The sequence below is a fragment of the Gaoshiqia hydrogeniformans genome (assembly GCF_049347105.1).
In the GTDB taxonomy this organism is placed as follows: domain Bacteria; phylum Bacteroidota; class Bacteroidia; order Bacteroidales; family Prolixibacteraceae; genus Gaoshiqia; species Gaoshiqia hydrogeniformans.
This window is the reverse complement of sequence record NZ_CP186334.1, coordinates 5,144,738-5,171,346: the sequence shown is the minus strand read 5'-3', so window position 1 is coordinate 5,171,346 and position 26,609 is coordinate 5,144,738. Positions and strand designations below refer to the sequence as shown.

Genomic DNA, 26,609 nt, shown 5'->3' with positions numbered 1-26,609 from the left:
GCCCATAATTTGTACATTTATGTGCAAAATGAGGATGGACTGTCAGGCTCTACTCTACGCGGTAATAATAACACAGATGCAAAGAAGATCTCATATAAGAACGACTTGGTTCAGACAAATTGATAACACTATTGAATTAACAGGGAAAGTAAACTCATTCAATGTTAAAGATTTTTGCGCAGCTATCTCAATCTTTAAAACTAGAGGACTGAAAAATCTTACACTAGATTTCTCTATACCGATAGATGAAAAATTCGATTGTTATTTTCTGACAGGTATCATGGCAAGCAAATTAATATCCATCTTGTATTTAAACTCATCTTCAATTGCTACAAAAGACGATTTTAGACAAACAACATTAACAGAATTAAGAAAACTTCCAATCCCAAATGTTAACGATGAATTACAGAAACCAATTAGTGAAATTGTTAAGGAAGTATTGAAATTAAAATCTGAAAATTCAGATGCAGATACTTCCAAATTAGAAAACCAAATAGACCAATTGGTTTATCAACTTTATGACTTGACTGAAGAAGAAATTGAAATAATTGAATACAGCGGAAAATGAGCATTGATTATATTTCAAGACAAATAGCCACTGTTGACCGTGAAATAAACACGATTGAGAAAAGCATACAAACTTTAGATTCTAACATTAATCGAAAATCGAAAGAAGCTAATGGCATATTGACTAAAATATCAAGGGAGAAGGATTTAAAAAGGGTAATCACCTATCAAAAAGATTTGCAACGCAAGAACGACGAAATCAATAGACTGGAAAAGGATAAAAGCTCAAAATCTAAATCACTTGCTGATAAACAGAAAAAGAAATACGACCTTCAAAGTAAACTAAGCAAAGAGGAACAAAAAGAACGGGATAAAGCAATGAAGGAACAGAAAGAAATGCTTTCATTGCAAAAAGAGATTACAAGGGAAATGGAAAGACAAAATCTTCAATCACTCCATTCTTTTGATGTTTTGAAACCCACTCAAACAGAACAGACAATCTACGATGTTTTTGTTTCGCATGCTTCAGAAGACAAAGACGAATTTGTCAGGCCATTTGTAAATAGCCTTCAGTCAAATGGACTCAAAGTCTGGTACGATGAATTTTCATTGCGAATTGGTGACAGTCTTAGGCGTTCAATTGATAATGGTTTGAAAAATTCCCGTTACGGGATTGTGGTATTATCAGAAGCATTTTTTAACAAAGAATGGCCTCAAAGAGAATTAGACGGTCTTTTCGCAAGAGAAGTAAATGGAGAAAAAGTGATATTACCGATTTGGCATAAAATCAGTAAAAATGAAGTGTTAAAATATAGTCCGATTATAGCTGATATGTTGGCTTTAAATACTTCGAGTTTTACTATTGAAGAAATTGCTAAAGGAATATCAGAAAGAGTATTAAATTAAAAATTCAATTAAAAACAGAATAATATGACCAGAGAAACTGCTATCAAATTATTCAACGAGAAGCAAATCCGCACCCACTGGGACGATGAGGACGAAAAATGGTATTTTTCAATTGTTGATGTAATAGCTGTGCTAACTGAAAGCGAAAATCCTCAAACATACTGGAGGGTTTTGAAAAAGAGGCTGTTAGATGAGGGAAATGAAACCGTTACAAATTGTAACGCTTTGAAAATGGTTGCTGCTGATGGGAAGATGCGCAAAACGGATGTTGCCGATACCGAGCAACTTTTCCGGTTAATACAAAGCATTCCTTCACCTAAAGCCGAACCCTTTAAAATGTGGCTGGCCCAGGTTGGTCGTGAACGCATAGATGAGATTGAAGACCCCGAGTTAGGAATAGACCGTTTGATGGAAACCTACCTGCGAAAAGGATATAGTAAAGAGTGGATAAACCAGCGTTTAAAAAGCATCGATGTCAGAAAGGAATTAACCGATGAATGGGAAAACCGGGGCGTCAAAAAAGGGCAGGAATACGCAATTTTGACTGATGAGATTACAAAAGCATGGAGCGGTTTCACAACCAAACAATACAAAAACCTGAAAGATTTGAAAAAAGAAAATTTGCGCGACCACATGACAAATCTTGAACTGGTTTTAAACATGCTTGCAGAAGCAACAACAACCGAGATTTCGAAAGAAAAAAAACCAAAAACATTTAACGATAACAAACGAATTGCAGGTCAAGGCGGAACAATTGCCGGTAATACAAGGCGGGAGATTGAAGAAAAAACAGGGAAAAGGGTTGTAACAAGCCAAAATGCAAAACAGCTTGATAAAAACAAAAATAAGGAAATCGGAGAGAAATGATACCAACATCAGCGCTTCGCAGCCACACACATTGCCAAGTCGCGCAAAGCCAGCCACACAAACCAAAACTTGTCAAAGAGTGTGTCTACCCCAGCCCAAGGACTGAAAAATTGCAGCAAAATTGAGAAAAAATGAAAGAAAAAATAAAAGCCAGTTGGTAATAAATAGGAACAGAAGCGGCGTGCAGCGCCCAGCGATTGTTCCCCGGCTCATCGGGATATGCACCAAAGCAGGCGGTTTGAGGTTGGACCGGATAAGCCATCCGGTACTTATTAACGCCGGATTTTCGATCTGGGTGGGGGGGTAAGCCGTATGAGCGAATAGTTCACGTACGGTTTGATGAGGGGGTACTGACAGTCCGTTCAAATTTGTACATTTATGTGCAAAATGAGAATGGACTGTCAGGCTCTACTCTACGCGGTAACCATAAAAAAAAACAATATGAAATATTTGAATACATCAAAAGTCTATTTCCTTTTAATCCTGATAATTTGTTCAAATCGGATAATAGCTCAAGACAGTGAAGTTGAAATTATTATTGGGTATGATGCTAAAAGTATTACTGTTGGAAATATAAAAGTGTCAATACAAGGTGATTTCATAGATCTTAATCTAGCAGAAACTATAGCTTATTATAACATTATAATGGATTACAAAAAGCAGTCATCAGCTAATTCTAATTCAAATGACAAACATAACCTGAACAAAGAAATAGATTCAAAATCAATCGCCTATGATATTCATGGTCGTATTGAAAAAATAGGTTCTAAATCTATTACATATGACATTAATAACCGTATTGACAAGATTGGTTCGGAAACTATATCCTATGATATACATGATCGTGTGGTTAAAATAGGTTCTAAATCAATTTCTTATGACATTAGCAACCGTATTGACAAGATTGGTTCGGAAGCTTTATCCTACGATATACATGGTCGTGTGGTTAGAATAGGTTCTAAATCTATTTCTTATGACATTAACAACCGTATTGACAAGATTGGTTCGGAAGCTATATCCTATGATATACATGATCGTGTGGTTAAAATAGGTTCTAAATCAATTTCTTATGACATTAGCAACCGTATTGACAAGATTGGTTCGGAAGCTTTATCCTACGATATACATGATCGTATGGTTAGAATAGGTTCTAAATCTATTAAATATGACATTCATGGTAGGATAATAACAGTTGATTAATGTAGGATTTTGATGAAAATATAAAAATGAGATAAATGGCAACCGCTAATAAACAGGAACATGAGCGGCGTGCAGCGCCCAGCGATTGTTCCCGGTTGAGTTACACCCCGCCGGCGCGCTTTTGTAAAGTGTACCGTGCATGAGGTTTCCGGTTGAATATGGAGCTGGTTTAAAACCTGGTAAGGACTTTACCGCACTGCACCAATGTGAGACAGACTCACAGCCTCGTTTGAGCGAAGCGGAAACGAGGGGGGAAGCTGGCAGTCGTTTATAACGACAGTATTTGAAATTTGCTGTAAGTTTCCACTTTTGACTGCTGTCGTTTTAAATGAACTATTGCACACCATCAAAAACCCTCCCTGGCGGAGCATATCGGGCGCGTTGTGTCGTTTTTTATGAACGGGAAGTCTGATTAAGCCATGAGTATTGTCCAACAGGTTTTTCTGTTTTTAATTCGTATTATTGTTACTTAATCGGGCAAACGAAACGATGTTTGACAAGAGCAAGTTTAGGACATAATTTTTGGGCTATGTTCATATATTTGGTAGTTTTACCTAACGAAAAAATTGTTTTAAATAACTATTGATATGAGCACTCACGAAGAAAACGACCACTTTACCGTATTGGAAAACAAAAGTATTGGCCGCAACCTGGCCTTATTCCGGAAGCTGCGCGACAAAAAAGCATTTGAAGTCGCCGAGCATATTGGTCTCAGCGAAGCCGCCTACACCAAATATGAGCGGGGCGAAAGTAAGATCACTATCGAAATGATCCAAAAAGTTGCGGAATTTCTTAAAGTTGATCCGCTGCAGATCGTTTCGACCACCCCAAGTAACTTCGTAGAAAATATACAAAATTCTCCGGCGGCAGGTGTTGGAAACTATATTGGCGCGAACTTTAATCCGCATAACGAGCAACTCATGCAGTCTGTGTTGAAGCTGATGGAGAACATGATGACAATAAGCCAGAAGGTGATAGAACTATTGGATAAGAATAAGTAGTGCAAGGAGAAGATTGATCAGTTGCTGGTGTTGGTTGGGAAAAAGTAGATTAGATCATAATTTATTAATTCAAAGTTGACTTGAAACGATTGATGTATCATACACAGGAGAAATGGGATAACAAACTGACAAAACCAATCATTTGTTTAAGACGTAATGCTTGGTTGGGTACAGCTTATTATTTTTGGAATGATGAGACAGATGCAATACATTGGGGACACAAAAGCAAAAGGAATACTGGTTACTTTGAAATATATAAAGCATCTATTGAATGTGAAAATGTGTTAGATACTGTTTTCAATGAGGAGCACTATAATTTTTGGGTAAAGCAGATTGAAAAAGCTGCAAAGCATATTTCAATGAAGACAGGATTAAAAGCATCTGTTAAAGAGATAAACCAATACTTTAAAGACAAGGCTAAATGGTCGGAAATCACTGATGGGGTTATGTTCCAAGACTTTACCTGTTAGTGATGACTTGCTGGTAAGAGACTTATACTACAGGAAACGGATTCAAATAGCTGTTTATAATTTGCAAATAATTAATAACTTTGCGTTCCATTCTGGCATGGAATGTAATTAAATATTTAAGAGATGATTGATTTAAACGAACTTGAAAAAAGACTTGACGAAGCTCTTGCTAAAGAAACTTCAGAAAGTTTGTGTAGTTGGATATTAAATCAACGAAAAGATAATCTTGAAAGTTTTTTAGGGGCCGGATGTTTTACACAATATAAAGGAAATCCTTACTCTTTTAACATGGATTTACCTAAACACACTGAATATAACTGCACGAACGAGAATAATCCATGTGAGCAATTAGCAAAAGCTGCGTAATGGAAGTAAATAAACAAGCCAAACTGATATTTCATGGGGTTGATATTTTAAATGTCAATTTTAATGCTCTTGCTCCTAGAGAAGGTGAGTTAAAAATAGATATTAAATGTGAACCAAAAGTCTTTTACCCTGCTGATGATTCAAATGTTTTTAAAATCATTATGGACATTGAGCTAAAGGATGAAAGATTTTTTGAATTGATACTAAGGGCTGTTGGGAGTTTTGAATTGGAATCTGAACTTAACGCTGATTTGCGGAAAGCATTCGTTAATTCAAATGCGCCCGCGATAATGTTTCCCTATATAAGGTCGTTTATCTCCACATTAACTGCAAACATGGGTAATGTTGTTGGTACATTAGTTATACCAACTCAATTCTTCAAAGGTGAGTTAGAAGAAATCAAAGATTAACAAGATACTGATAAAAAAGTTTGGAGAAACCCTCAAAGTGTATTGGGGTGGCGCTGTGGGACAACGGACTTGATTATTTCATACATTGCTTTTGCCAGTATTTTTCGGTCGAAGTCATTGGCCAGCTTTTCACAGCCTGCTTTGTATCTCACTATTGCTTCAGGATCCGAAAACAGTAAGTTGATTTTCTCTATAAAATCGGATTTATTTTCCGGTTGATAATACAAACCTGCTTTATACTTTTCAATAATTGAACGGGCCTCACCATCAACTCCTATCAGGATAGGAATCTGCATAGCGGCTGTTTCAAAAATTTTTGAAGGGATAACGGTTGTAAACAAATCACTTTTTCTGAGGTTGATAATGGCAGCATCAAGAATGCTCAAATGATCCGCTACTTCATTTTTAGGAACAGAATCCAGCATGGTCACATTACGGATGTTTTCTGATTTTACTTTTTCGATCAACGTATTTTTCTCGGCACCGTTCCCAATAAACAAAAAATGGTATTGAGGTTGAGTTTCCTGTAACTGTTTGGCACAGTCAAGGATAAAATCCAGTTTATGGGCCATTCCGTGTGTGCCAATGTAACCTAAAATCAGCTTTCCTCTCAGCTTAAGTTCAGTAAGAAGCGCTTCGTTCTTAGGTTTTGGCTCATATAAGTCAAGATTAGCGCCGTTCTTAATTACTTCAATTTTATCGGGATCAATTCCTTTAGTTTTGATTGTTTCCTTAAAACTATCAGTCACAACGATGATTTTTGATGCGCTGTGATAATTCCATTTTTCTTCTTTCTCAAAATAACGGATAAAAACATTATCCTCCATAGCACCCACCGTTTTGATGGATTCCGGCCAAAGGTCACGGATTTCGATCATCCAGGGTTTACGTTTCCAAAAGGAAAGCGTACGGCCCGCCAACGCGGTGAAAAATTGAGGAGAGGTCGCTATAATAATATCTGTTTTTTCAAAAAGACCTGCAAAAAATGACGTGATCGAGAACGAAATATAATCGAGGGTTCGTTTTATAAATCCTTCGTTGGCTGTAATGTAACTCCATACGCGAATAACTTTGATCCCGTCAATCCACTCCACTTTTTTCAATTGATTTTTATATCCTTCATATACTTTTCCCTGGGGAAAATTTGGAAAACAGGTAATTACAGTAACTTCGGCTCCAAGTTTTACCCATTCTTTACAATGTTCGTAGGTACGGGTAGCCGGTGCATTGACTTCGGGTGGAAAATTATCGGTTAAAAAAAGAATTTTCATGTTTACTGAATCGTTATTGTCGTGTTTAATTGATTTTTAAAGAGGATCTCAATCTTATAATTGTCAGCAAATTTATTATATCCCAAAGGAATTTTTGCAGATATTAATCGTACTTCATCGGCATTTGCAAATTGAACTGAAACGTCGTCTGTTATTACAGAGTCGTTTATTTTTACCGGGGTTACACCCGGTGAAAGCCAGATATGTGCTTTACCTTCGGTTATTTTGCCGACGATGTTATCTTCAACGATGATTCGGTCTTCCATAAACTTCCATTCCCTATGATGGATGGTTTTTAATCGGCGATATCCGTCGTGTTCAGCAACAATTGTATGATCGGTTTCTTTCCGAATTTTTACATGGGCCCGACGAGCCATCCGAAATGAAGACCATACTTCAGATGAGTTTTTGTCCAAAACAGTAACCGTATTATGGGCAGCGGTTCCGCGTTCTTCCAACCGGATTGCGCTGGGTTCGTATGTCGAAATGCCCGTATCGACAATGACTGGTTTTTGATGAACGTTCAATATAAAGTTAAACGTGTCGGCATGAGCATGACCCGGTTGATAGGCAGGGCCGACTGCGCCGACATCCAGAATACACTCATAATTGGAGCCAACAAATTTCCGGTAGCCCGATTCGGAAAGCATCCACGAGTTAGACAAATGATCACCGATCAGGTCCAATTTGCCGGCATAATCATTCAATTGCTCGGCCGTGGGGGCAATGTTTGGGGCCGCATCATTAAGTAAGGGCGCCTGGCCATTTGCAAATGTTAAAGCATTGAGCCAGCCCAACATTTTCTGTGCTTTTTGCAACAAATACCCGAGGAACTGTTTTTGATCGGCAAATTGAACGTTGTTTTTCAGTAGATTAATACAATCGAGTAGCCGATCAAGTAAAATCTGGTGATACATGATGCTAAGTTCAAAATGGGCGCCATCCTCCAAAACCTGTTCCTGTAACTCATCTATGATAATTTCGCGAGCTTTTCGGTAAAAAATTTCATCTTTAAAATAAAAAGCTCCGAAAAGCAGACTGAAGCCGTCTTCAAGCAAATGATTGCCCAACAGATGGTATTCCAGGTTGTCTAGGAGTATCAAATATTGGGCATAAAGAGAAGATGAGTATTGCGTATTGTGTATTGCGTATTGAGAAAAAAACTTGATCCAGTTGATGCCACGAAGCGCGGTGGGGTAGGGCTCAGTTCCGCTTGCATTGCCAGGTAAGCCGGTAATGAATTGTTCGATGAGGATCAAGCCTTTTTCCTGATTCATGCCTGTTTGAAGCAGGTAATCCATGTAGTTGAGGTTATAAGACCAGAGCTTCCCGTTCCGGGGTTCATTCCAGTCAATCGTCCCGGGATAGTCCAGCGACTGATTAAGAAAGGTAAATGCTGTTTGTTCGAAAGAAACCGATTTTTCAATCCAGGGAGTGAGATGCAGGGGGTACCCGTCTCTTTGAATCGACAACGGATACCTGAAACCAATTAATCGTCTCCAATACCGACGCACCCGATACCAGAGCTGATACCGGATTTGTATTGGCCTGAGATGGCGAACCGTATAGAATATTAGAACGAGCTGGCTCATATACATTACATTTTTATTTTCGCTTACAGGTTGCTTCGTCATTCCCTTTTCCTGTCAATCGTATCACCACAGGCAGATTGCTTCGTCACTCCCTTTTCCTGTCAATCGTATCGCTACAGGCAGATTGCTTCGTCACTCCCTCCGGTCGTTCCTCGCAATGACGCTGACTTTGGGGGAAGGCACAGGTATGGCGGCTACGCCGCCATACCTGTGCCTCTCTAATTGGTGTCTTGTCGTCATTGCGAGTGCAGCGAAGCAATCCGCTTTTATACGCCATGCCTTGTATGCTAAAGACCGACTTGTCATGGCGAGCGCAGCGAAGCAATCCATTCAAATAATTTTTATTTATTGTCAACTATTTACTTCTTTATCACTTTAAGGCAACTACGATATAATTCCTCGGTTAATCGCATTGAAAAGATCTTTCCAGTCAGGATTAAACCGGTTGATCAATTCAATTTTCTTATGTCTTGATCCTGCCTTGAGTTGTTTTTCACGTCGGATAGCATCTTCGATACAATCGAATTCTTCATAGTACACCAATTTTTTAACACGATATCTGCCAGTAAAAGAATTTTCAAATCGGTCTGTTAAATGTTGATGAAGACGATAGGCCAGATTACTGGTCACTCCCACGTACAAAACAACATTAGAACTGTTGGTCAGAATATATACATAACCTCCTTTTTTCATACGTTTATTTTTCAATTTAACGACGCATAACGTTCGTACTAAACTGCACCACTTTTCTAACGAACATCAACGGTATGGAATTCGCCGATAAACATCACCTTGGGCGTAAACTGTGGCGTTCATGGCTCGTTTCATTTGAACATTATTTGATCACGAGATTGCTTCCCGCCGCTTCTTTTCCTGTCAATCGTATCGCTACAGGCAGATTGCTTCGTCACTCCCTCCGGTCGTTCCTCGCAATGACGCTGACTTTGGGGGAAGTCACAGGTATGGCGGCTACGCCATACCTGTGACCCTCTTATTGGTGTCTTGTCGTCATTGCGAGCGAAGCGAAGCAATCCGCTTTTATACACCATGCCTTGTATGTTAAAGACCGACTTGTCATGGCGAACGCAGCGAAGCAACATTCCTTCATTCTTTTATACTTCTATCCATCTTCCTTCCTTCAAACTTTGTATGGCTGCAAAACTGGCTTTCGTTGTGTTTACGATCTCTTCAAACGGAATGATGGGTTTCCCGGTTTTAACCGACTCAACCAACAACCTGAACTGGTTTTTATGGCCTTTGTCCAACCTTGTTTTTTGCTTCGAAAAGCCTTTGACGCCATAGACTTTTAGCGTTCGCCAATTATCGATGATGAGGGTTCTTTCCTGACTGTAGGCTTCAATCCGTTCTTTTGAGTAGGCCTTGCTTCCATTGGCAAAGTAGTTGATAACGGCATTCGTCCCATTTTCATATTTCAGTAAGATACTGGCATTGTCGGTATTTTCTTCGGGGTTTAAGCCCATACTGTTCATGCAAACAGCTTTTACCATGCTTCCGGCCAGGTAGGTACATAAATCGATGTAGTGGCAGGCTTCGCCAATGATGCGGCCGCCGCCCGCTTCCAAATCGTGTACCCACAGTTCGGGCGGAATGAAACCCGCGTTCATCGTAGCCACAATGTTTTTAGGGCTATTGCCCAATAATGTTTTCATTTTTTGAGCGAGCGGAGCAAACCGGCGATTGAAGCCAACTACCACCATGAGGGCAGTGCCATCATGGCGAGGAGACGTAATCGACGCGGCAATCTTTTCATTTGAAGCACCTGAGTTATTCGTGACAACTTGCTTCGGTAGTCGCGTCTCCTCCCTCGCAATGACAATGTTTTGAAGTTCGTCTGTGGTTAAACAGAGCGGTTTCTCCACAAATACATTTTTCCCGGCCTGCAAGGCTTCGATGGTCATCGAGGCATGCAGGTTATGGCGGGTCGTGATCATGACGGTGTCGATATCCGGATCGTTGATAATCTCCCGGTAATCTGAAGTGGCTACGGCGATGCTGCCTTTTCGGGCCAGCGTTTTGGCCGACAGTCCTCCGGCGCTGGCAATGGTTTTCAGCATGGCTCCCGCTGCGTTCATGCCGGGGATGATGGTTGATGAAGTAAAATTACCTGCCCCGATAATACCGAATACGCCTTTGGTTGCTTTAAACAATTGGCTGGTCAGGCTGACCGAAGTGTTGCGCTGGCTGTTTTCGGGATAGACGAGGATGGAGGCTATGGAGCCGGATTTACGCATGTCTCCGTAAATCTGCCTGTACTGGTCTAAAGGAACCCGCTCGGTAATTAGCGGTTTTACATCGAGTTGGCCGGCCGAAATAGCTTGCAGGATAGCTTCAAAATTTCGTTTTTCGGTCCAGCGCACATAGCCAACAGGATAATCCTGCCCTTTTTGTTCGTAATTTTCATCGTAACGTCCGGGGCCGTAAGAACAAGACACCTGGAAAGAGAGCTCCTTTTTGTAAAAATCGTCGCGTCGAAGGCCGAGACCGATGACACCCACGAGGATGATGCGGCCGCGCAATCGGCTCATTTCGGCAGCCTGATGAATAATCTCATCGCTTTTGTTCGATGCGGTGATGATCACCCCATCGGCGCCGATGCCATTGGTGACGTTTTGTACAAATTTGACCGGATCAGTTCCGTTTGCCGGATTAAAAGCAATAATTCCCCCGTTCTGCGCAAGTTCCACTTTCTCCGGGTCAAAGTCATAGCCGATTACACGGCAGCCGTTTGCTTTTAACAACCGGGCCGTGACCAGCCCGATTAGTCCCAGTCCAACCACCACGATGGTTTCGCCAAAAGTGGGGTTACACAAACGAATCCCTTCCAGGCCAATGCTTCCAATTACGGTAAAGCTTGCTTCTTCGTCGCTTACCTGATCCGGTATTTTTGCACAGAGATTCTCCGGAATGCAGACATACTCTGCATGGTGACCATTTGAGGCTACCCGGTCGCCCACCTGAAAACTGTGTACTCCTTTGCCCACGGCTTCTACTACCCCCACGTTACAATAGCCCAGGGGCAGAGGCTGGTTGAGCTTGTTAAATACCGCCTCCAGGGTAGGCAAAATGCCTTCGGCCTTCATTTTGTCGAGCACCTGTTTTACCTTATCGGGTTGCTGGCGGGCTTTTTCAATTAAACCGGCTTTGCCAAACTCCACCAACATACGCTCAGTGCCCAGCGACACCAAACTACGGGTGGTTTTTATGAGTACCGTTCCGGGTTTAACGATGGGGGCAGGTACTTCTTCAAGTATTGTATCGCCTTTTTTTAAATCTTGTATAATTTGTTTCATAATAATATTTTTTTTGAAGTCAGAAGACAGATCTCTGCCCCTGGTCTCCGTTCTCTGATTTTCCGCCTCTACCTTTTCTCGTCCATCTTTTCTGTCAATAAAGAAATCCGAAGAGCCATAACGGAATTTTGTCTTTCATGCCGTATTCAATGTTATCGGCTGCCACAAAAGCATTGGGCAAGGCCTGGCTGGTTCCTTTATTTCTTCCACCTATTTCGAACGTGTACATTCCATCGATCAGAAAATCCCCTGTTGGGGTATATTGTAACCGGTGTGATTCCTTTAGCTGGTTGGCAAAAAAAGTTTCCCTTACATTGCCTTCCTTACTGACATCTCCTGAAAGCGCGTACATCAAATTGGTATTTTCAAGAAAAATCCTTTCTGGTTTTTGAAGTTTACTTATCCCCGAAATATTTTTATGCAGATAAATGGTCAGGTGGCTTTCTTCAAGTGCATAAAGATAAGTCAGTAATGATTTTCGGGTAATTCCAATCCGCTCGCTGAGTTTGGTGATATTTGGCACGAAAGGCACCGACTCGGCAATAATTTGCAACAGTTGTTTTATTCTGGGAACAAATGCCACATCAACCCCCCTGAGCATAGGCAGCTCAATTTCCAACGACATACTGATGATCTCATTTATCCGGTGGCTGTATAGCGCCGGCATTTCGTTGTAAAACGGATAATACCCGTTTTTCAGGTAATCCGGGAAATGCTCAAAAACTTTTATTTGAGATAAAACATTCTCCGACAGTTGAATATGGTTCGAAATAATCTGATGGAGCGTAACAACCGGAAAGTTTGTTTTCAGGTTACGGTTCAGGTACTCGCGAAACGAAAAGCCCTGAATTTCATAGACAACTGCCCTGCGGCTTAAATCGGCCCGGGCGTTGAGTATTTCCAAAAGCGAGGAACCGGTAAACACAATCTTCAATTCCGGGAAATCGTCGTATATGTTCTTTATTTCCTGCGCCCAGTTGGGGTATTTGTGCACCTCGTCGAGAAACAGTGACTTGCCCCCCTGCTTTACAAAGGTGTCGGTAAAATCGTATAACTTGTGCTCTGCAAACCAGATGTGGTCTAAGCTCACGTAAATAACGGTATGGTCGCGGGGCAGGTTGAGTTTAATATATTGAAGCAACAGGGTGGTTTTGCCCACTCCGCGTGCCCCCCTGATACCTATTAAACGTGCGTCCCAGGCAATTTTATCCATGATACCACGGACGAACGCCACAGGGGCATACCTGGTTTTTTGTCTCGACCGTTCGAATAAGGATTCCATTATTTTTTGTTTATTGCAGGAGTCAAATATACGCGTTTTTGTTTATTGAAGAAAACAAAAAAGGTAAGAATTAGTTAACGGAAGCTCTTGTACTGGATAATCCGGAGCACAACCACCCAGTAATTTAGAAAGAATCCAGAGGAAATGAACGTTTTTCAAAAGGAAAAAACATGACATTCCGGCGGATATGCACCCAAAAACGGGGTTGTTTGGGGCATTTTAGGTTGTAAAATGTGATTTTGAAGGAATCACGCTGCCCCGGCCAGACCGGTTCCGGAGCATAACCACCCAGTGGGTGCAAGTTATCCGAAAACGGGAGAAAACGGCACGGATTCCGGAGCATGACCACCCAAAAATGGGCCGCTAATCCAATGGCAGACAGGTGGATATTTTTTCGTGGCATCCCGTTGGCGGGTTCTGACAGAATCCGGAGCATATGCACCCACTAACCTGGTTTCCCTGAGTAACTTTTCGAGTACTTTGTGTGCTTATAAAACCAATCAAGCACACGGATTATGGCAAGAAAAGTAATACTTATGAGTCAGTTAAAACAAATTTTGAGGCTTCATCAGAGCGGGCTGTCCAACCGTCAGATCGGAAAAGAACTCGGCATTTACAAAGGGACGGTCAACAACTACATGCAAAAAATAGCATCCGGGAAACTGGATATCGGAGAGCTTCTTACCCTGGATGATCCGGTGCTGGAAGGCCGTTTTCATGCCGGAAACCCGGCCTACCTGGAAGATCGCTTTAATGAGCTGAAACAAATGCTCCCTTATCTTGAAGGAGAACTCAAACGCAGGCACGTGACCATCAAACTGCTTTGGCAGGAATACCGTGAAAAGCACCCGCAGGGGTACAGCTACTCCCAGTTCTGCTTTCATTTAAACCAGTTGCGTGTAGCCCGTAAATCTTCCGCGGTGCTGACCCACCAGCCCGGGCAGCAACTTTTTGTCGACTTTGCAGGGGATACGCTCTCTTACGTTGATCGTGAGACCGGGGAAGCGATAAAAGCGTATGTTTTCGTGGCTACCCTGCCTTACTCGGATTACAGCTTTGCCATGGCTGTTTCCCATCAGAACACGGAAAATTTTCTTTATGCACTTGGCTGCTGTTTGCAGGCACTCAGTGGTGTCCCCAAAATTGTGGTTTGTGATAACCTCAAGGCTGCCGTGATCAAAACCGACCGGTATGAACCGGACATTAACCGGGTGATGGACGATTTTGCCAACCACTATGGTTTTGCCGTGCTGGCTGCGCGTGTGCGGACCCCAAAAGACAAGGCTCTGGTGGAGAACCAGGTTAAGCTGGTTTACCAGCGGGTGTATGCCCGGTTGCGTAACCATGTCTTTTTTTCCCTGGCCGACCTGAACAGGGCGATCAGCGAAAAGATCCTGCAACATAACCAGACCCGGATGCAACAACGGGAGTACAGCCGCGAAGAACACTTTCTGGCCGATGAAAAAGGACTGTTAAAAGCCTTGCCCCTGTCAGGTTTTGATATCCGTTATTATGCGAGCCTGAGGGTGCAGCAAAACAGTTGTATTTACCTGGCACGGGACAAACACTATTATTCGGTTCCTTACGCCTGCACCGGGGAACAGGCCAGTGTGGTTTATACCCGTACCCTGGTGCGGATCTATTGCAAATCAGAGCTGGTTGCCACTCACCGGCGCACCATCGGTTTCGGATATACGCTCGTGCGGGAGCACATGCCATCGGCCCATCAGCATTACATGGACCGCAGCCCCGGGTACTACATGGACCTGGCCCGCAAACGGTCAGATGGCCTGCTCTGCCTGATGAAGATGATGTTTGCAAAGGAAGAAACGCCCGAGGTTTTATACAAACGCTGTGAGGGGTTGTTGAGCCTTCAACGCAAAACCGATCCCTTCTGTTTTGAAGAAGCCTGCCGGGTGGCCGTTGCCAACGGCATACCAAGTTATCAGTTTGTTCGCAGGCGAATCGAAAACAGGATGACATCGGATAAGCCTTCAACCATAAAGAAACTCCCCAAACACGGAAACATCCGGGGAGACTATCAATAATCAAGGAAAATAATCAGAGTACAAACCAAAAATGAAAAGAAGATGGATCAAATGATCACCCAACTCAGCGGGCTTCGGTTGTCAGGGATGGCCGCCTGCTGGAAAACATTAATTGAGACAAGAAAAACTACAGAACTTTCCCTGGAAGACGGGCTGGCCCTGCTGTGGCTATTCCGGAAGCTACCACCCAGTAATCCGGCGTATACCACCCAGGTTGAGTAACTAAATCGAAGAACTTATTTGACTGACAATATTACCGTTTTTTTCTTAAACTCTCACCTTTTAGTTCAAACCGGTGTGCCGTATAGACGATCCTGTCCAGAAAGCTGTCGGCCACGGTGGGTTCGGAAAAGACATCAAACCAACTGGCCACCGGCAACTGGCTGGCAATAATGGTTGACTTTCGGGCATGGCGGTCCTCGATGATTTCCATCAGATCCAGTTGCTGTTGTCCTTCCAGTGGCGATAATCCAAAATCGTCCAGGACAAGCAGCTCTGTTTTGGCCAGTTTGTCAAAAACCCGGGTTATAGTGCCTTCCAGTCGGGCAATCTTTAGTTTCATCATCAGCTTTTGCATATTAAAATACGCTACGCTATAGCCCAGTTCGCACGCTTTCAGTCCCAGGGCCGAGGCCAGTGAACTTTTGCCGACCCCGGTTAGTCCGACAATGATCACGGCCTCCCCGTTCTTGATGTAATCGCCCATGCCCAGCCTTGTCAACAGGGATTTGTCGATTCCCCTTGCCGGGTTGGTGTCGATTTGATCCAGGCTTATCCGGTAACGAAAGCGGGCATTCTTTTCCAGCCGGCTGAACCGGTTCATTTTACGCTGGTCCTGTTCTGCCTGGAGCAGCAGGGCCAGCCCGTCTTCCAGGGAAAGTTCTGTAGTTTTTCTTGTCTCAATTAATGTTTTCCAGCAGGCGGCCATCCCTGACAACCGAAGCCCGCTGAGTTGGGTGATCATTTGATCCATCTTCTTTTCATTTTTGGTTTGTACTCTGATTATTTTCCTTGATTATTGATAGTCTCCCCGGATGTTTCCGTGTTTGGGGAGTTTCTTTATGGTTGAAGGCTTATCCGATGTCATCCTGTTTTCGATTCGCCTGCGAACAAACTGATAACTTGGTATGCCGTTGGCAACGGCCACCCGGCAGGCTTCTTCAAAACAGAAGGGATCGGTTTTGCGTTGAAGGCTCAACAACCCCTCACAGCGTTTGTATAAAACCTCGGGCGTTTCTTCCTTTGCAAACATCATCTTCATCAGGCAGAGCAGGCCATCTGACCGTTTGCGGGCCAGGTCCATGTAGTACCCGGGGCTGCGGTCCATGTAATGCTGATGGGCCGATGGCATGTGCTCCCGCACGAGCGTATATCCGAAACCGATGGTGCGCCGGTGAGTGGCAACCAGCTCTGATTTGCAATAGATCCGCACCAGGGTACGGGTATAAACCACACTGGCCTGTTCCCCGGTGCAGGCGTAAGGAACCGAATAATAGTGTTTGTCCCGTGCCAGGTAAATACAACTGTTTTGCTGCACCCTCAGGCTCGCATAATAACGGATATCAAAACCTGACAGGGGCAAGGCTTTTAACAGTCCTTTTTCATCGGCCAGAAAGTGTTCTTCGCGGCTGTACTCCCGTTGTTGCATCCGGGTCTGGTTATGTTGCAGGATCTTTTCGCTGATCGCCCTGTTCAGGTCGGCCAGGGAAAAAAAGACATGGTTACGCAACCGGGCATACACCCGCTGGTAAACCAGCTTAACCTGGTTCTCCACCAGAGCCTTGTCTTTTGGGGTCCGCACACGCGCAGCCAGCACGGCAAAACCATAGTGGTTGGCAAAATCGTCCATCACCCGGTTAATGTCCGGTTCATACCGGTCGGTTTTGATCACGGCAGCCTTGAGGTTATCACAAACCACAATTTTGGGGACACCACCGAGTGCCTGCAAACAGCAGCCAAGTGCATAAAGAAAATTTTCCGTGTTCTGATGGGAAACAGCCATGGCAAAGCTGTAATCCGAGTAAGGCAGGGTAGCCACGAAAACATACGCTTTTATCGCTTCCCCGGTCTCACGATCAACGTAAGAGAGCGTATCCCCTGCAAAGTCGACAAAAAGTTGCTGCCCGGGCTGGTGGGTCAGCACCGCGGAAGATTTACGGGCTACACGCAACTGGTTTAAATGAAAGCAGAACTGGGAGTAGCTGTACCCCTGCAGGTGCTTTTCACGGTATTCCTGCCAAAGCAGTTTGATGGTCACGTGCCTGCGTTTGAGTTCTCCTTCAAGATAAGGGAGCATTTGTTTCAGCTCATTAAAGCGATCTTCCAGGTAGGCCGGGTTTCCGGCATGAAAACGGCCTTCCAGCACCGGATCATCCAGGGTAAGAAGCTCTCCGATATCCAGTTTCCCGGATGCTATTTTTTGCATGTAGTTGTTGACCGTCCCTTTGTAAATGCCGAGTTCTTTTCCGATCTGACGGTTGGACAGCCCGCTCTGATGAAGCCTCAAAATTTGTTTTAACTGACTCATAAGTATTACTTTTCTTGCCATAATCCGTGTGCTTGATTGGTTTTATAAGCACACAAAGTACTCGAAAAGTTACTCAGGGAAACCAGGTTAGTGGGTGCATATGCTCCGGATTCTGTCAGAACCCGCCAACGGGATGCCACGAAAAAATATCCACCTGTCTGCCATTGGATTAGCGGCCCATTTTTGGGTGGTCATGCTCCGGAATCCGTGCCGTTTTCTCCCGTTTTCGGATAACTTGCACCCACTGGGTGGTTATGCTCCGGAACCGGTCTGGCCGGGGCAGCGTGATTCCTTCAAAATCACATTTTACAACCTAAAATGCCCCAAACAACCCCGTTTTTGGGTGCATATCCGCCGGAATGTCATGTTTTTTCCTTTTGAAAAACGTTCATTTCCTCTGGATTCTTTCTAAATTACTGGGTGGTTGTGCTCCGGATTATCCACTGCTGCTCCAGGCAGAACAGGACCAGCGTAAAATGAACCGGTTCAGCCGGCTGGAAAAGAATGCCCGCTTTCGTTACCGGATAAGCCTGGATCAAATCGACACCAACCCGGCAAGGGGAATCGACAAATCCCTGTTGACAAGGCTGGGCATGGGCGATTACATCAAGAACGGGGAGGCCGTGATCATTGTCGGACTAACCGGGGTCGGCAAAAGTTCACTGGCCTCGGCCCTGGGACTGAAAGCGTGCGAACTGGGCTATAGCGTAGCGTATTTTAATATGCAAAAGCTGATGATGAAACTAAAGATTGCCCGACTGGAAGGCACTATAACCCGGGTTTTTGACAAACTGGCCAAAACAGAGCTGCTTGTCCTGGACGATTTTGGATTATCGCCACTGGAAGGACAACAGCAACTGGATCTGATGGAAATCATCGAGGACCGCCATGCCCGAAAGTCAACCATTATTGCCAGCCAGTTGCCGGTGGCCAGTTGGTTTGATGTCTTTTCCGAACCCACCGTGGCCGACAGCTTTCTGGACAGGATCGTCTATACGGCACACCGGTTTGAACTAAAAGGTGAGAGTTTAAGAAAAAAACGGTAATATTGTCAGTCAAATAAGTTCTTCGATTTAGTTACTCAACCTGGGTGGTATACGCCGGATTACTGGGTGGTAGCTTCCGGAATAGCCACTTGTACCCGGAACCCGAACTATTCTGTCTGCTTTTTTATGGTCTTGGATGAGTTGGTTCATTTTCAAATAAATTACGATAAAGTTTTATTATTTCGTTTGCACCATTAACTATCGGATCATTTGATTTGAAAATCGAATGTTTATTTATTTGATCTATAAGTTTTTGTAGACTATCTGTATCTCTCAGATTAAATATTAAGCATTTCGATGGCCTTTTGATTACATCAGAAGCTATAACCTGTTTATTGAGGTATAATGCTTCTTTAATCGATAATGGGTCTCCATCAGTTGTTGTGGCCCTTATAAAACAATCTGTGAATTTTAGAATTTCAAAAAATGAGTGAGGTTCCGAAATCAGGTTAATGTTTTTTGTTAGCTTGATTTGTTGCATTTCAAAAAAATGTTTGTAGCTACCAGAAGGATCTGAAAATACTAATGAATACTTCTGATTTTCCTTTTTGGAGAATATTTTTGCCAAAAGTGAACCACAGTAGATTTCATTTTTATTTTTATCATAAGTGAGATTGAAAGCGTGAGTACAAAAGATTAGAGAGTATTTTTCTTCTAATTTTCTCAACTCAGTGATAATGTGTTCTGGCAATATTTCTTCTTTCACTGGAGGAATAAATGCAGGTATTAAAATAGCCTGCGAATTTAGAGATTGAGCTAAACATAGACTTTCAGCATTAAGAACGATAGGGATTGAGGACAATTTGATTGATGACTTATCAAACCAGTTTCCCAAGAAGTTGAATCTCCCAAGGTTACCATGAAATGTTATTATCATTTCAGACCTACTAATAAATCCGAGAAAAGTAAAGACAAATCGAATAAAAGGAGAGCTTGCATGAAGATGTATTATTTGTCTCTTTGTTAAAGTTAAATACATTAGGGAGAGTATGTTTTTTTTTGAAAGTTGTTCAAATTGAAACTTGATCCGACTTTTCTTCAATGTGTCAATTAACCGTTGAACATGTATTGTCACTCCACCAATTGGTGGAGGGGTTTTGCCAATTATTAGTATTTTGTTCATTTTCATTTAATGAGATAATATGCAAGATTTAGGCTTATCATTGTGATAATTGTAAGGGAAAATAAATATTTTCTTTCATTGGGTGTCAATTTATAATAACACCATATTGCACAAATATATATGCTGGGATAAAGACTCATCGCGCGTCTGTGAGAGAAGGTATAAATACTTCCTGCGAGAAAAGTCAATGTTAAGATTAGAAGCAAATAATATTCAAATGGAATTGATTTTCTAATTCTTCGAACAGAAATAGAATAAATAATAAACGACCACAAGGCTAAATGAAATATGCCAGCAAATATCTCATAGATACGAAATACTGAATGTCCATTTGCATTAAAGCCTTCATTAACTGCGTTTATGCTAGGGAACGGTTGGATTTGACTATAAACACTGACGAATAGTTCTCTAAATCCAATTGGTAAAGAAAATAGCACCTGCCCTAATCCAGATGAGTCATTAAGCTCTTCGGAGTAAATAATATACGTTTCATATGTCGCTTTGATCTTCTCAAAATAATTTAAAATTAAAGGGAGTAGAAAGATAATAGCAATAAGTGAAATAAAGATGGTTGACAGCTTGACTTGACGTAATAATAAAATTAAGAAACCTAAAACTACTATTCCTGATTCTGGCCTAATAAAGCTAGTAATCAGAGCAATAATTAAGATTTTAACTATCCATAGATGTTGTTTGGGCAAAACGGTATTGTAAGCTAAAAGAAACATAAATAAAATTAACACATCTCGCAATAACGTGGGAGTAAAAATCGGTATAAATGAGAAAATACCTAACAAATAGGTCCATTTTTTTGCCTTCTCAATTTCAAGATTATTTTTAATCAAAACATATAATTGTTGAACACAAAGACCTCCTATAAATGAATTTAATATAATATGAATATAGATATTGTTTTTGTCAATTATGTTTGCAATAGATGCATTAATTGCTAATAATAAGTTCCATCCCAAAGTATCTTGATAAATTAATGAAATCTTTTTAAACTGTATAATGAAGCTTTCAAAAGTCTTTACGTTGTTAAATGTTTCTGTTATTTTGTAAAAAGTCGTTGAGTCCAGAGCATTATAATAATCTTTTAATGGGTCTGAGATAATTGACAAAGCAATTAATAACCCCCAGCCTGAGTAAAATAAGAAAAATGATATAATGATTTTTTTGCTCGGCTTATTTATTGGTACAGACAGAATCAATACCACAATAAATAATAATAATATCAATGGTGAGATTAATTCTTTTTCAAATCCAATGATCGCAAAGAATAGAATCAAAAAAATACTACTAATCAGTCCCAGTTGTTGAATCTGTTTCATAGATTAATTTATTGAGCATATTTTTCTCATCAAATAATGTTTTGAAATCTTGATAGGCATTTTCACTCAATATTTTTAATATCTGTCTATCATTACGAAGATGTAGAATAAGATCACCAATTTTTTTAAAATCGTTTGGGGCAGTTTTATATCCATTGATTCCATCGCGAACTATATTATTAACACCTCCAAGGTTAGATGAAATAACAGGGGTTTTACATGCAAAGGACTCAATATAAACTAATCCGAAAGATTCAATGTAACGACTTGGCAATATAAATAAATCAGCGATATTGTAATAGTCTATCAGATCTTCTCTCTGAACTGAACCTAAGAATATTACCTTATCTATTATATTGTAATTTTTAGATACAGTTTTGAGATGATGTTTGTAAGGGCCATGTCCTCCTATTATTAATTTGATATTATCTGCCTGATTTTTGATAAAATTTATAGCATCAATTATCGTGTCTTGTCCTTTTTGGGGGACTAATCTCGATGCAGAAAAGATAATAAAATCATTATCTGAAAGATTTAGATTTCTTCTGATTATTTGTTTTTCATTCTCGGATTTCGGATAAAAAATGTTTGCCGATACTGCATGAGGAATTATTTTTAGGTTCTTCTTTAGTTCGGGCATAAATGAGATCCATTGTGAATATTCAGACTCACTGACAACAATGATTAATTTCTGATTAGGAAGTAAATTTTTGATTCGTACTGGTATTCGAAATATTTTCATTAGCAAGGAGGTTTGATGAAAATATGTATTAATTTCTCCTCCATGCATAACAACTACACCTTTATTTGTTTTTGATTTGCTTATGAATGAGTAAATAAGAGTATATATCTTTTTTGTTCTCCCATCATTTATAATAATCGTATCAAAGTCCTTCCTAAAGACATTCCATATTATGAAAAGAGAACGAATAAGGTAGATTACTTCCCATATTTTCTTAAACTGTCGATTGAGTTTGTTATTTGGAGCCAATAAGCATAGAGATACATCATATCCTTGGTTTTTAAGCCCATCAAATAGACTTTTAGCATAAATCCCTGCACCTCCGATAACAGGCGGATATTCATATGTTATAATTGCTATTTTTCTCTTTTTCACGGATTAATCTAATTGTAATTAAAAGTATGAGAATTTGCATTGAATAAATTTATAGCATCAGCAAAAGATTCTACACCAGTATATATTTTTCGTCTTTTCAAGATATAGATTTCCCATTTTCGGAGTGCTTTAGTATAAAATATAGATAAGAAGTCTACCATAAAAAATACCATTAAATTGATTTTCATCGTAATATTATTCTTAGAAAAAACTTTGTATTCTGTCAGTATAATATTAAAAATGGAGGTATTCATTAGTAGTGATCTGGCTACCATTCGATTAACATTAAACAATTTTAATCTATCATATGATTTAGTGTCGATCAAGGCCTGTATCCCTGCAAAAGCCCAAATTGTTTCTACACTATAATATCTGGGGAGTCTTTCTGTCCATATAATTTCTCTTCCTTTAAAATGCATTGCATCTTCCAATCTTCCACAATGTGTTTTATTAGTACCCATTGAACTTCCACTTTGAGGGCATGCACCAGCTATGCTAAATGGAAAATCAACATGATAAGATTCTGTTATAAAGTTTGATAAAATTATACATGAATAAATGTCTGGACTTACACCATTAAATAATTTCATATTCTTGTCCTTTATCTTTTTAAGTACTGATGTTTTTATGATTCCATGATATGGTCTAGGTAATGATGTATGATTATAGTCTAATAATCCTTTTTTTACCAAATTGGTTAGTTCTTTTTGAGTTTTTACTATTGAATATTTAGATGATGGTTTCAGATAATTTAGATTACCATTCTCCCCTCGTTCTGGATTTGGATACACATAATACATCGGAAATCGGGGAACTATTGATTCTGCTCCTTTAGATTTAAAAAACTTTACTATCTCTATAATGTTGGGATGAATAGAATCATCATCCCCCAAAAAAATAAAATACTCACCTATAATATTTTTTACAGCTAACTCAAAATTTTCCGAGATATTCATTCTTTGGGCCGAATAGAAATAATCTATTCTATAATCTTTCTTTTGGTTACAAAATTCACGAAGTATATCTTCATCGCTATTGTCTTGAATTACTAGTTGTATATCTTGTGTCTGTATACTTGTGATGTGATTTATTGTTTTTCTACAATATTCTTGTCTGTTCTTTGTCGGAATAACAATACTTAACAATGGTTTCATATTTGTAATTGATTATTTTTTGTGGAAAACAGCGATAAAATTATTTGAATGGGATTTTTCCTGATTAATAAAGCTAAAGTACCTAAAAAAGTCACTAATGTTCCTAATCCGATCCATAAAAGCGAAAATATCCGGTTATCGTTTGTTATGTTAGGAATTATTGAAAATATAAAAGCGATACCAAATGAAGTTATTAATGGCATTAAAAATTGATTTAGAAATGACATGCTCCACTTATATTGACTTAAAAATTTTCGACTAATGACGTATGTATAGATAACAGTTATAAATGTCTGAACAACACAATAAACCGTTGCAGCGCCTATTGGCCCGAACTGCCTTGTGGCAATCCAATAGCCCGGTAAGGTTATAATTAAACTGGAAATTCCTAAAACATTATTTAGCCTTGTGTAACCATTTGCTATAGCGATATTAAACGGCAATATCTGTAAAGCTAACATTGCAATTGCAAAAGCAATTGTTGGAAGTAAAGGGGCAACTTCAGATGCAATGTCATTTTTGTTGGTCCATATCCAAATTAAATCATGAGCATAAAAATTCATATTAGCCATAACTGAAAAAACCAAAATTGTCACTATTATGTTAATGTCAGAGAATAATTTTGACGCTACCCTATTTTTTCCTTCCGAAAAAAGAGTGGTAAAACGAGGCAGAACTGCTGTTGAAATGGGATTAACCAAGACTATTATTCCCATTGAAAGGGATACTGCCAATGAATAATACCCCAGGCACTCGACAGGTAACATTTTGGTGATTGCCATTTTATCCATTTGGGTATTTAATCCTGCAACCAGTGAGATTAATAACATACCTCCTGCAAAACGCCAAATAGATTTTAAAACTGACCTGTCAATTTTAAATTTAAAATCGAATTTTAACTTACCAGTTAGCTCTTTTCTTAGCATTAGACCAATTAGCAATGCAAATAGTATAGTTGAACCAGTCTGCCAAGTAAAGAAAACCAGAAGAGAGGGTTTAATTAAGATGGCAATAACGACTAATCCATTTCTGAGAATTCCCCATCCAACCAGAAAAGCGTTAGCTTTCACCTGCTTTTCCAATCCAAGCCAACCTCCGGTATAAAAGCGTAGCAATAATTGAAAGCCAATATCGAGACTTATAATTTTTAGAAAAAGGACTACTTGCTCGGGTGGAATAGTTTTAAGGTTTAACCACTTTGATGCAATCGTATGAGATAACAAGACGACGAGCAATATTGCAAATATAATTAGGCCAAAATAGAGCGTTTCAAGGGTTTTAAAAATTTTAATTTTTTTTTCTCTCGAGTTATCATTTCTTGCAAATTCGCGTGATAAGGTTGCTGTAATACCAGAATCTAAAAAGGCCATTAATCCAGCGATAACTAAAGTAAAGCTTATGACTGAATAGCTTTCGAAACCAAGGATATTAATGTATAATGGTATAAATAAAAAATTAGACAGAATACTCCAAAAACGACCTACAAAATTTGCAAATATATTCTTTTTCAAAATGCGTTTCCTTTATATTTTAACGATGAAATATTGTCTGTTTTTATTAAAGCCATTGTTTCAATATTTTGAATATCAAGAGATAGTACTAATAGATTTTTGTTAATTAGCTTCCAGCCGTACTTTTGGTAAAAAGGTGTAAGATTGTTTTTGCAGAAAAGTAAACCTGTTTTTTCACTTTTAATGATGAACTGGTTTACCTGTTTCATTAGTTCTTTTCCATAGCCTTTGCCTTTTTCAATTGCACACACATTTCCTATACCAAAAGCTTTTTCTTTTTGGTTGTCAACTTCTATTTCAATATCAATTAGATTAAGATATGCAACAGCTTTACTTGCATTATAAAGCAAGAAATGAATATCATCGTCTTTAATGTTATTTTTTATCCATTTCTTTTGCTCGTCGGACGGGTAAGGCCAAACTGACGATTTTACCCAAATAATTTCATCGAGTATTTCGCAAGTAAGCTCCTTATGTGGAATTGCTTTAATTTTAAACATTGTCTTCGTTGTTTTTTTTAAACCACCACCCACAGGGTAAAGCTACAAATCTTGAATAAAAGTCAATAACCCCCGGTAGTTCATGGCGTTTGCCAAAAACTGAATAATTGCTGTTAGGCAAATGAACCCCGGAAGCGTAAAAATTAAGTTCTCGAAATTGAATAATTGCTTTCTTTTTATCGGGAGCCAAAATTCCAAAAATCCAGTAGTTGGGTTTGTCGGTCGACTTTCCCAATACATGATATTTGAGGTAATCGCTTGCTATTTTTTCTTTCCAAACAGCAGCATTTTTAGTTTGCTTTGCCAGTAAGCTTTCAAGTTGCTCCATTTGGGTATAACCAATATAGCTATTGACTTCGCTTAAAGTCGCGCCATAACCGGGTTCGGATATGTCATACTCCTTTGAAATTTCGCCCGATGAATCACGAAATAGTGTCCTGTTTACACCAAGATCTCTGGCACGTTTTGCTTTTTCGAAAAGATTGTTATCACTAATGCACAAAGCGCCACCGTCAATTGTATTAGGCAATCGCACGGTTTGAAAAGAAAAAACTGTGGCATCAGATCCTGTATTGCCAATCAGATTCCCTTTGTATTTTGAACCAAAAGCTTCAATGGCATCATCAACAACATAGATCCCCTTTGCCTTTCCAATAGCATTTATTTCATCAATATAGCCTGGATACCCGCAGTGGTGATTGTGAAATATTGCTTTCGTCTTAGCTGTAATTTTTTCTTTTACATTATCGGGGTCAAGCGTTCCCGTATTTGGATCAATATCTGCCCAAATCACTTTTGCGCCAATTGTTACAAACGGCTGATTTGAAGCCAGGCAACTCATCGGTGAAGCAATAATCTCATCACCATGTTTAATGCCTAAAGTTGTAAGAACGATCAGCATCGCGGAGTTGAATGAATTAACTACTGCTATATTGGAACTACCAATGTATTCACCCAGTTTTTTTTCAAACATTCGCCCCCACTGTCCATAAGCCAATGCCCCAGAGTGTAAAATATTATTTAACTCGGGTAAATCTTTTGGCATGAATGGTTTGTATAACGGAATCAT

The 26,609-nt window shown here is 40.1% G+C and carries 27 protein-coding genes; 12 read left to right on the top strand and 15 right to left on the bottom strand.

All coding sequences use genetic code 11. The features are described 5' to 3' along the window. Window positions 1-76: 76 nt before the first annotated feature. From ACOIT5_RS20560 to ACOIT5_RS20525, 8 genes are all read left to right on the top strand, one after another. Window positions 77-568: a hypothetical protein gene (locus ACOIT5_RS20560; protein ID WP_423128044.1), complete on the top strand. Its 492-nt coding sequence runs from the start codon at window positions 77-79 to the stop codon at window positions 566-568. Next, window positions 565-1,413, top strand: a complete 849-nt coding sequence (locus ACOIT5_RS20555; RefSeq protein WP_423128043.1) for a TIR domain-containing protein — start codon at window positions 565-567, stop codon at window positions 1,411-1,413. The genes ACOIT5_RS20560 and ACOIT5_RS20555 overlap by 4 nt, the downstream gene beginning before the upstream one ends. A gap of 24 nt (window positions 1,414-1,437) precedes the next feature. Further along, on the top strand, window positions 1,438-2,280 hold the full coding sequence (locus tag ACOIT5_RS20550; RefSeq protein WP_423128042.1) for a BRO-N domain-containing protein: 843 nt from the start codon (window positions 1,438-1,440) through the stop codon (window positions 2,278-2,280). Between the two features lie 441 nt (window positions 2,281-2,721). Continuing rightward, window positions 2,722-3,480: a hypothetical protein gene (locus ACOIT5_RS20545; RefSeq protein ID WP_423128041.1), complete on the top strand. Its 759-nt coding sequence runs from the start codon at window positions 2,722-2,724 to the stop codon at window positions 3,478-3,480. Window positions 3,481-4,067: 587 nt separating this feature from the next. Beyond that, a complete protein-coding gene (locus ACOIT5_RS20540) occupies window positions 4,068-4,481 on the top strand; it encodes a helix-turn-helix domain-containing protein (RefSeq protein ID WP_423128040.1) in 414 nt (137 codons plus the stop codon). 80 nt (window positions 4,482-4,561) lie between these two features. After that, window positions 4,562-4,951, top strand: coding sequence for a hypothetical protein (locus ACOIT5_RS20535; RefSeq protein ID WP_423128039.1), 390 nt, complete (start codon window positions 4,562-4,564; stop codon window positions 4,949-4,951). Window positions 4,952-5,074: 123 nt separating this feature from the next. Next, window positions 5,075-5,317: a hypothetical protein gene (locus ACOIT5_RS20530; protein WP_423128038.1), complete on the top strand. Its 243-nt coding sequence runs from the start codon at window positions 5,075-5,077 to the stop codon at window positions 5,315-5,317. Next, window positions 5,317-5,727: a hypothetical protein gene (locus ACOIT5_RS20525; RefSeq protein ID WP_423128037.1), complete on the top strand. Its 411-nt coding sequence runs from the start codon at window positions 5,317-5,319 to the stop codon at window positions 5,725-5,727. The genes ACOIT5_RS20530 and ACOIT5_RS20525 overlap by 1 nt, the downstream gene beginning before the upstream one ends. Before the next feature lie 32 nt (window positions 5,728-5,759). On the opposite strand, the gene ACOIT5_RS20520 is transcribed toward ACOIT5_RS20525, so the two are convergent. The 6 genes from ACOIT5_RS20520 to ACOIT5_RS20495 all read right to left on the bottom strand — a co-directional run bounded on the left by ACOIT5_RS20520 (window position 5,760) and on the right by ACOIT5_RS20495 (window position 13,586). After that, the gene (locus ACOIT5_RS20520) at window positions 5,760-6,998 is read right to left on the bottom strand and encodes a glycosyltransferase family 4 protein (RefSeq protein WP_423128036.1); all 1,239 of its coding nucleotides are present in this window, start codon (window positions 6,996-6,998) and stop codon (window positions 5,760-5,762) included. 2 nt (window positions 6,999-7,000) lie between these two features. Further along, on the bottom strand, window positions 7,001-8,590 hold the full coding sequence (locus ACOIT5_RS20515; RefSeq protein ID WP_423128035.1) for a heparinase II/III domain-containing protein: 1,590 nt from the start codon (window positions 8,588-8,590) through the stop codon (window positions 7,001-7,003). 384 nt (window positions 8,591-8,974) lie between these two features. Further along, the gene (locus ACOIT5_RS20510) at window positions 8,975-9,283 is read right to left on the bottom strand and encodes a GIY-YIG nuclease family protein (protein WP_423128034.1); all 309 of its coding nucleotides are present in this window, start codon (window positions 9,281-9,283) and stop codon (window positions 8,975-8,977) included. A gap of 419 nt (window positions 9,284-9,702) precedes the next feature. Further along, window positions 9,703-11,901 (bottom strand): bi-domain-containing oxidoreductase, encoded by a 2,199-nt coding sequence (locus ACOIT5_RS20505; protein WP_423128033.1) that lies wholly within the window; start codon window positions 11,899-11,901, stop codon window positions 9,703-9,705. 94 nt (window positions 11,902-11,995) lie between these two features. Beyond that, window positions 11,996-13,183: an ATP-binding protein gene (locus ACOIT5_RS20500; protein WP_423128032.1), complete on the bottom strand. Its 1,188-nt coding sequence runs from the start codon at window positions 13,181-13,183 to the stop codon at window positions 11,996-11,998. 124 nt (window positions 13,184-13,307) lie between these two features. Further along, complete coding sequence (locus ACOIT5_RS20495) at window positions 13,308-13,586, bottom strand: hypothetical protein (protein WP_423126726.1); 279 nt, start codon at window positions 13,584-13,586, stop codon at window positions 13,308-13,310. Window positions 13,587-13,719: 133 nt separating this feature from the next. Between ACOIT5_RS20495 and istA (ACOIT5_RS20490) the strand changes: the two genes are divergently transcribed. Beyond that, window positions 13,720-15,231, top strand: a complete 1,512-nt coding sequence (gene istA, locus ACOIT5_RS20490) for an IS21 family transposase (protein WP_423126725.1) — start codon at window positions 13,720-13,722, stop codon at window positions 15,229-15,231. A gap of 42 nt (window positions 15,232-15,273) precedes the next feature. Then, entirely contained in the window at window positions 15,274-15,453 is a 180-nt protein-coding gene (locus ACOIT5_RS20485; protein ID WP_423128031.1) for a hypothetical protein, read from the top strand. A 31-nt stretch (window positions 15,454-15,484) separates the two neighbouring features. Here ACOIT5_RS20485 and istB (ACOIT5_RS20480) read toward each other — a convergent pair whose 3' ends face one another. After that, window positions 15,485-16,204 carry an IS21-like element helper ATPase IstB gene (gene istB, locus ACOIT5_RS20480; protein ID WP_423127130.1) on the bottom strand — a complete coding sequence of 240 codons (720 nt, stop codon included), beginning with the start codon at window positions 16,202-16,204 and terminating at the stop codon, window positions 15,485-15,487. 42 nt (window positions 16,205-16,246) lie between these two features. After that, window positions 16,247-17,758, bottom strand: a complete 1,512-nt coding sequence (gene istA / locus ACOIT5_RS20475) for an IS21 family transposase (protein WP_423128030.1) — start codon at window positions 17,756-17,758, stop codon at window positions 16,247-16,249. 133 nt (window positions 17,759-17,891) lie between these two features. On the opposite strand from istA (ACOIT5_RS20475), the gene ACOIT5_RS20470 reads away from it, so the two are divergent. Both ACOIT5_RS20470 and istB (ACOIT5_RS20465) read left to right on the top strand, forming a co-directional pair. Further along, the gene (locus ACOIT5_RS20470) at window positions 17,892-18,170 is read left to right on the top strand and encodes a hypothetical protein (protein WP_423126726.1); all 279 of its coding nucleotides are present in this window, start codon (window positions 17,892-17,894) and stop codon (window positions 18,168-18,170) included. Further along, window positions 18,118-18,804 (top strand): IS21-like element helper ATPase IstB, encoded by a 687-nt coding sequence (gene istB / locus ACOIT5_RS20465; protein WP_423128029.1) that lies wholly within the window; start codon window positions 18,118-18,120, stop codon window positions 18,802-18,804. The genes ACOIT5_RS20470 and istB (ACOIT5_RS20465) overlap by 53 nt, the downstream gene beginning before the upstream one ends. Before the next feature lie 124 nt (window positions 18,805-18,928). Here istB (ACOIT5_RS20465) and ACOIT5_RS20460 read toward each other — a convergent pair whose 3' ends face one another. From ACOIT5_RS20460 to ACOIT5_RS20430, 7 genes are read right to left on the bottom strand one after another with little or no spacing between them, the layout of a single operon-like run. After that, on the bottom strand, window positions 18,929-19,927 hold the full coding sequence (locus ACOIT5_RS20460) for a hypothetical protein (RefSeq protein WP_423128028.1): 999 nt from the start codon (window positions 19,925-19,927) through the stop codon (window positions 18,929-18,931). A 2-nt stretch (window positions 19,928-19,929) separates the two neighbouring features. After that, window positions 19,930-21,258 (bottom strand): hypothetical protein, encoded by a 1,329-nt coding sequence (locus ACOIT5_RS20455; protein WP_423128027.1) that lies wholly within the window; start codon window positions 21,256-21,258, stop codon window positions 19,930-19,932. Beyond that, the gene (locus tag ACOIT5_RS20450) at window positions 21,227-22,375 is read right to left on the bottom strand and encodes a glycosyltransferase family 4 protein (protein WP_423128026.1); all 1,149 of its coding nucleotides are present in this window, start codon (window positions 22,373-22,375) and stop codon (window positions 21,227-21,229) included. Before ACOIT5_RS20450 ends, ACOIT5_RS20455 begins: the two co-directional genes overlap by 32 nt. Before the next feature lie 8 nt (window positions 22,376-22,383). Further along, window positions 22,384-23,529, bottom strand: coding sequence for a glycosyltransferase family 2 protein (locus ACOIT5_RS20445; protein ID WP_423128025.1), 1,146 nt, complete (start codon window positions 23,527-23,529; stop codon window positions 22,384-22,386). Then, a complete protein-coding gene (locus ACOIT5_RS20440) occupies window positions 23,526-25,040 on the bottom strand; it encodes an oligosaccharide flippase family protein (protein WP_423128024.1) in 1,515 nt (504 codons plus the stop codon). The genes ACOIT5_RS20445 and ACOIT5_RS20440 overlap by 4 nt, the downstream gene beginning before the upstream one ends. Then, window positions 25,037-25,540 (bottom strand): GNAT family N-acetyltransferase, encoded by a 504-nt coding sequence (locus ACOIT5_RS20435; protein WP_423128023.1) that lies wholly within the window; start codon window positions 25,538-25,540, stop codon window positions 25,037-25,039. The genes ACOIT5_RS20440 and ACOIT5_RS20435 overlap by 4 nt, the downstream gene beginning before the upstream one ends. Next, window positions 25,533-26,585: a DegT/DnrJ/EryC1/StrS family aminotransferase gene (locus ACOIT5_RS20430; RefSeq protein ID WP_423128022.1), complete on the bottom strand. Its 1,053-nt coding sequence runs from the start codon at window positions 26,583-26,585 to the stop codon at window positions 25,533-25,535. The genes ACOIT5_RS20435 and ACOIT5_RS20430 overlap by 8 nt, the downstream gene beginning before the upstream one ends. Between the last annotated feature and the right edge of the window lie 24 nt (window positions 26,586-26,609).